This window comes from Acinetobacter sp. 766875 (genome assembly GCF_000582055.1).
Lineage (GTDB): Bacteria > Pseudomonadota > Gammaproteobacteria > Pseudomonadales > Moraxellaceae > Acinetobacter > Acinetobacter nosocomialis.
This window is the reverse complement of the sequence record NZ_JEXX01000013.1, coordinates 85469-91776: the sequence shown is the minus strand read 5'-3', so window position 1 is coordinate 91776 and position 6308 is coordinate 85469. Positions and strand designations below refer to the sequence as shown.

The window sequence follows — 6308 nt, the reverse complement described above, 5'->3', positions numbered from 1 at the left end:
GTTTTTTTAGATCGATGGGTGGTTCTGTTGGAGCTTTTGATTGATCGAAAGCTTGCGAGGAAGCTGAAATCAGTTGATTTTTCCAGTCGATAATTTGGTTTTGATGAACATCAAATTCAGCACTCAATTCAGCAAGTGTTTTTTCTGCTTTAATCGCAGCAAGTGCTACCTTAGCTTTAAAATCATTTGAATGATTTCTTCTTGGTCTACGTGCCATAAAATACTCCATATATTGATGTTTATAACATCATTTGGGGAGCAAAATATCACTTATAAGTGTTGTTCAAATTTCCTGATCCACCTCTCAGCAACAATAGCCTCAACTTCTTCTTTATGCCTTCTTACCGAACTTCGTCCTGCACTATTTGCAGGAAACTCAGCAGCAGCATTTAAAAGTCCACATCCCCTAAAACCCTTTTCATAAGCAAACTCGGCATGATCTTGATAGGCATCAAATACGGCCAAAATAGCTTCTTTAGCTGTTTTTGTTTTTTCTAAACGGTTTTGATAAAGGTCTAACCACTCTTGATGTCGTGCAGCAATGTAGGCATCAACAAGATCTCCTTTTGAAGAAAAATTATTGTAAAGCGACATCTTGGCTACATCTGCTTTAGCCGTAACCGTATTAATTCCTGTTGCAGTAATGCCATCGTTATAAAACAAAGTTGAAGCAGCATCGAGAATTTTCTGTCTTGCTGTTTTATCATTCATAGCTTTTACCTAAGTAGACCGACCTACCTAATAATAAAGATTTCTAACAGTGATGCAATCTTTTTAAGCGTTATAATTTGAGCAATATCAATTTCGATAAAAATATAAAGATGAAAAAAATTCTAATGATGAGTATGTGCAGTGCACTACTTTTAGCTGGATGTAGTAAAACATCAGAGCAAGATCAGGCTGTATCTAAAGAGCAAAAATCAACTGCACAAAAGTCCACCGAACAGCGAGACAGTAGCTGCTTACAAACTATGGCTGCTATGCAGAAAATTAATCAAAACAGTAAAATAGAAGACCTAAATCAAATTAATGAAAAACTTAAAACCTGTGTTCCCTCTTTAAAAAATAATGAACAGCTTAAGCTAATTGAAGCATCGACGGCTATGTATCAGCGTTTTCTAAAACAAGAATATAATGAAAAAACAGCAAAAGCGTTTGAAGCTTTTGGCTATGCCATTTTAGAACAAGAACCATTAGTTGCTAAAAAAACAATGAAAACCAAGAAAAAGTTATTCGATCAACTTAGTGCTCGTGATCAATATCTGATTCAACATGAAGGCCAAGCCTATATTGAACTACTTTATCAAGGTGAAGGTATGTTTACTTATCGCCGTCAGCCGAACTATTTAGTTGATGTTTTTGCTAAAGCCCTACCCGCTGACCAAAAAGAGTTCTTAACGCGTATGGCAAAAGACAATAAAGACATTTTCTATGACGATGGTGCTTTGGCTATCTCATGGAAAGAGCTTACTGAGCGTGCATTGTTTTGGGAGAAATTTATTCAAAAATATCCAAAGAGTTATTTTATTAATGATGCAAAATTATTGTTTAATGAGTATCGATATTTTATTTTCTTTGGGCTAGATAATACGCCTGTATCCGATGAGTTTGCTCCAAACACATGGATTGATAAAGATGCTCTACAACAAATTCGTTTCTTATCTACACAAAAACAATCCAGCTTAGCAAAACCCGCTCAACAATTTCTGAAGTTTATTGCCACTCCTGTGGATGAGCGTAATACACAATTCAAGACAGATTTAATTGATGAAAATGGGCAAAAGAAATCTACCTATCAGATTGTGCATGAACAGCTTGAGCAGTTATTAAAATTAGAGTCGCCGTGGAATACCAAAAGTTATCGTGACTGCCACATGGATGCGGTTTGTATAGATACAAATTGACAATGCCAGCCAACCTAAAACATGTTAGTCTTTAAATCGCTTGACGGAGCGCGAGTAATAGCTCGCTGAGATTGTGTAAATTCCGTGTTATCGCAACACAAGTTTGATCACAAGTACCGTTGAACCTGATCAGGTTAAGACCTGCGTAGGAATCAAGCCATCTGAAAACTTAAAGCCCTCAATTTATCTAGTTCAAGATAAATCCGCCATCGTTTTTGGTCGTGCTTGATTCGTTGATGTTATTCATAAGGATCATGTGATGAACCAATTAACGAATCTCTCTTCTGCTGAAATTTCAGCACAACATGAACAAGATGCAAAAGACTTAACCCGCATCTTACCCGCTTCTAAAAAAGTTTATATTGAAGGCTCTCGCCCTGACATTCAGGTTCCAATGCGAGAAATTTCTTTAACCGATACCCCTACTGGTCTTGGCGGTGAACATAACCCTCCTGTTATGGTTTATGACACTTCAGGTGTTTATACCGACCCGAATGTTCAAATCGATTTAAATAAAGGTTTACCTTCAGTTCGCCAAAAATGGATTGAAGAACGTAACGATACTGACGTACTTGCGGGTTTAACTTCAAAGTTTGGTCAAGAACGTTTAAAAGATATTCGTACCGCTGACATCCGTTTTGCTCACATTCAAAACCCGCGCCGTGCTAAAGCTGGTAAAAATGTCACGCAAATGCACTATGCCAAGCAAGGTATTATCACGCCTGAAATGGAATATATTGCGATTCGTGAGAATCAGCGCCAACGCGAAGCTGTAGATATGCGCCAGCACCCAGGTCAAAACTTTGGTGCAAAAAATTTAAAAGAAATTACGCCTGAATTTGTTCGCCAAGAAGTTGCTGAAGGCCGCGCTATTATTCCTGCCAACATTAACCATCCAGAACTTGAGCCAATGATTATTGGCCGTAATTTCTTGGTTAAGATTAATGCCAATATTGGTAACTCAGCGCTTGGCTCTTCAATTGATGAAGAAGTTGCGAAAATGACATGGGCAACCCGTTGGGGCGCTGACACCATTATGGACTTGTCTACAGGTAAAAACATTCATGAAACACGTGAATGGATTATTCGTAACTCACCTGTTCCAATCGGTACCGTGCCAATTTATCAAGCCCTTGAAAAAGTTGATGGTGTTGCTGAGAACCTGACTTGGGAAATCTTTAAAGACACACTTATTGAGCAAGCTGAACAAGGCGTTGACTACTTCACCATTCACGCAGGTGTATTGCTTCGCTATGTGCCACTTACAGCAAACCGTTTAACGGGTATTGTGTCTCGTGGTGGTTCAATCATGGCGCAGTGGTGCCTCGCTCATCATGAAGAGAACTTCTTATACACACACTTCGACGAAATCTGTGAAATTATGAAAGCCTATGACGTGTCATTTAGCTTAGGCGATGGCTTACGTCCGGGTTGTATTCAAGATGCAAATGACGAAGCGCAGTTCAGTGAACTTAAAACATTGGGTGAGCTTACTCACCGAGCATGGGAACATGATGTTCAGGTCATGATTGAAGGCCCGGGTCACGTACCAATGCACATGATTAAAGAGAACATGGACTTGCAGTTAGAGGTATGTAAAGAAGCACCATTCTATACACTTGGACCTTTAACTACAGATATCGCTCCGGGTTATGATCACATTACTTCTGCGATTGGCGCAGCTATGATTGGCTGGTATGGCACAGCAATGCTTTGCTATGTGACACCAAAAGAGCATTTAGGTTTGCCAAACAAGAAAGATGTAAAAGACGGAATTATTACCTACAAGATTGCAGCACACGCAGCCGATCTTGCCAAAGGCCATCCGGGTGCACAGGTTCGTGATAATGCCTTGTCTAAAGCACGTTTCGAATTCCGTTGGGATGATCAGTTCAACCTAAGCCTAGACCCAGATACAGCACGCAGCATGCATGACGAGACTTTACCCAAAGAAGCGCATAAATCTGCTCACTTTTGCTCAATGTGTGGTCCAAAATTCTGTTCGATGAAAATCACCCAGAATGTACGTGACTATGCCAACAATCTCACCAATAGCGATTCAGAGGTTGAAGAAGGCCTCAAAGCAATGAAAGAGGTTTACCAAGAGCAAGGACAAAAACTGTATCATAAAGTGTAAATATTCAAAAAAAACACTTGCCTAGCCATGATTCTCGGTTAGGATGAAATAAATAGATTTCGTCCTGATCGAATCATGAGTATTGTCGAGCATCCAAGTTATACATCTAAAGATGTCGAAGTAACATCACGTGAGCCTCTGTTCAGTGGTTTTATTCAAGTTGAAAAAGTCAGCCTTCGACATCGTCTATTTAATCAATCTGAATATACTCCTGTATTGCAGCGCGAACTTGTGCATCGACCTGAAGCGGCTGGTGTCCTACTCTACAATGACCAAAAACAACAGTTTGCACTGATTGAACAGTTTCGTGTTGGTGCTTTAGATGACTCTCAATCGCCGTGGCAACTCGAAATTATTGCAGGCGTGTTAGATGGCAATGAGTCACCAGAAAGTTGTATTCGCCGTGAAAGCCTTGAAGAATCAGGTTGTGAAGTTCAGGATTTAGAGCATCTATTTAGTTTTTACCCATCAGCAGGCGCCTGTTCAGAATTATTTCATCTATATGTCGCCGAAACCGATTTACCCACCGAAGGCGGTGTTTTTGGAGTAGATGATGAGGGTGAAAATATTCAGCTGCATTTGTTTAGTTATAACGAAATTCAAACACTACTCGACAGCGGACGTTTAAGAAATGCCCCTGTTATTATGGCATTACAATGGCTGGCTCAACACAGCAAAACGATAATAAATCCGAAGAGGTAGGACGGTGACTTTCCAAGTCTCAACACTTTCACAAAAAAATCATGTCATCATACAAATTACCGATACACATTTATTGGAGTATCCACAGCTAGAATTTGTGGGGATGAATCCTGAAGAAAGTTTCCATGCCATTATCCAGCAGATATTGAAACAACATCCAGAAGCGGACGCGATTATTCATACCGGAGACCTCGCACAAGCCCCAACCCCTATTACCTACAAGCGTTATATCAACTTTATGCAAACCTTGGGTTTGCCTTTTTTCCACACGCTCGGTAATCATGACAATGTGGACCACTTTCCACTGCATAACGAAAATCATCAGGAACCTGTGGTGGTCGGTTTAGGGAATTGGCGCATCATTATGCTCAACAGTGCCGTAAAGGGAAAAGTAGATGGTCATTTGTCATTGGAACAATTAGAAAATTTAGAAAACTTACTTGAGCAATTTGCAGATCATCCAGTTCTGCTGGCTTGCCATCATCACCCATTTGCCATGAAATCAAAATGGATTGATCATCATAAGCTACAAAACTCAAATGCACTGCTAGATACGTTAAGCCCATTTAAAAATGTAAAGGCTTTAGTTTGTGGACACGTACATCAAGACTCTCTTAATATTTGGCAAGGTATCGAATTTTTCTCGACACCTTCCACAAGTGTACAATTTAAACCGTTTAGTAACGATTTTGCACTCGATCAAAATGCACCGGGTTACCGTTACATTCGTCTGAATAATGATGGTACTTTTGAAACAAAAGTGTTTCGACTTGAAAATTTCGAAACCCATATAAACACTGATATTTCAGGATATTAGTCCTAAATTGAATACCTCTATGAGGAATTATGACTAGGGCAAACACGTTTTGAAATTATTTACGGGATAGAATGACTATCATCTTGCAGGAAAAATCTATATGATGACGACCCGATGGAAAAATCCATCGATGGTTTTCTATAAAAACACTTGCATATCACCATATTTTTTGCGTATAGATAATACGTGTATGATGAGGAATGCCCTATTATGGCGAATGACAACCACAACCAAGTTTTGGATGAACATACAGAAGTTGTAGTAGAAGGTGATAAAGCTTCTGCAAAACGTGCACGTAAAGTGAAACCTAAAACTTCTGACGTAGGCTCAACTGCAAGTTTATTTGGTATTGCACCTTATCAACCTAAGAAAAATGAAGAGTACATGTCTGAAGGACAGCTCGAGCATTTCCGACAAATTCTGCAAGCATGGAAAGCTGAATTAATGTCTGAAGTTGATCGTACTTTAAATACGATGCAAGATGAATCAACTGCTTTGCCAGACGTAAATGACCGTGCTACCCAAGAAGAAGAATTTGCAATTGAATTACGTACACGTGACCGTGAACGTAAATTAATTCGTAAAATCGAACAATCTCTTGAAGCGATTAAAAACGAAGACTACGGTTTCTGTGAAACTTGTGGTATCGAAATCGGCTTACGTCGTTTAGAAGCACGTCCAACTGCAACGTTATGTATTGACTGCAAAACCTTGGCAGAAATTAAAGAGAAGCAAAATAACGGTTAAT

Annotated in this window: 5 protein-coding genes, 2 pseudogenes and 1 riboswitch; of the genes and pseudogenes, 5 read left to right on the top strand and 2 right to left on the bottom strand. The window is 39.4% G+C overall.

The window, feature by feature from the left end; translation table 11 throughout:
- Positions 1–229: pseudogene (locus J576_RS12365) on the bottom strand (IS3 family transposase); the annotation flags it as partial.
- A 74-nt stretch (positions 230–303) separates the two neighbouring features.
- Positions 304–711 (bottom strand): annotated as a pseudogene (locus J576_RS12360) (TetR/AcrR family transcriptional regulator); the annotation flags it as partial.
- 110 nt (positions 712–821) lie between these two features.
- On the opposite strand from J576_RS12360, the gene J576_RS12355 reads away from it, so the two are divergent.
- From J576_RS12355 to dksA, 5 genes are all read left to right on the top strand, one after another.
- Positions 822–1904, top strand: coding sequence for a hypothetical protein (locus J576_RS12355; protein WP_202981974.1), 1083 nt, complete (start codon positions 822–824; stop codon positions 1902–1904).
- 34 nt (positions 1905–1938) lie between these two features.
- A riboswitch (TPP riboswitch) is annotated at positions 1939–2073 on the top strand.
- 90 nt (positions 2074–2163) lie between these two features.
- Positions 2164–4041, top strand: a complete 1878-nt coding sequence (thiC, locus tag J576_RS12350; RefSeq protein WP_002053187.1) for a phosphomethylpyrimidine synthase ThiC — start codon at positions 2164–2166, stop codon at positions 4039–4041.
- Positions 4042–4116: 75 nt separating this feature from the next.
- Complete coding sequence (locus tag J576_RS12345; protein WP_002053169.1) at positions 4117–4743, top strand: NUDIX domain-containing protein; 627 nt, start codon at positions 4117–4119, stop codon at positions 4741–4743.
- 4 nt (positions 4744–4747) lie between these two features.
- Positions 4748–5560, top strand: a complete 813-nt coding sequence (cpdA, locus tag J576_RS12340) for a 3',5'-cyclic-AMP phosphodiesterase (RefSeq protein WP_002053135.1) — start codon at positions 4748–4750, stop codon at positions 5558–5560.
- Positions 5561–5770: 210 nt separating this feature from the next.
- On the top strand, positions 5771–6307 hold the full coding sequence (gene dksA / locus J576_RS12335; RefSeq protein WP_001262524.1) for an RNA polymerase-binding protein DksA: 537 nt from the start codon (positions 5771–5773) through the stop codon (positions 6305–6307).
- Position 6308: the final 1 nt, after the last annotated feature.

Bases quoted from the DNA above. Each gene is read 5' to 3' on its own strand.
- dksA (WP_001262524.1), top strand. From the start codon at position 5,771: ATGGCGAATGACAACCACAACCAAGTTTTGGATGAACATACAGAAGTT.
- thiC (WP_002053187.1), top strand. From the start codon at position 2,164: ATGAACCAATTAACGAATCTCTCTTCTGCTGAAATTTCAGCACAACAT.
- J576_RS12355 (WP_202981974.1), top strand. From the start codon at position 822: ATGAAAAAAATTCTAATGATGAGTATGTGCAGTGCACTACTTTTAGCT.
- J576_RS12345 (WP_002053169.1), top strand. From the start codon at position 4,117: ATGAGTATTGTCGAGCATCCAAGTTATACATCTAAAGATGTCGAAGTA.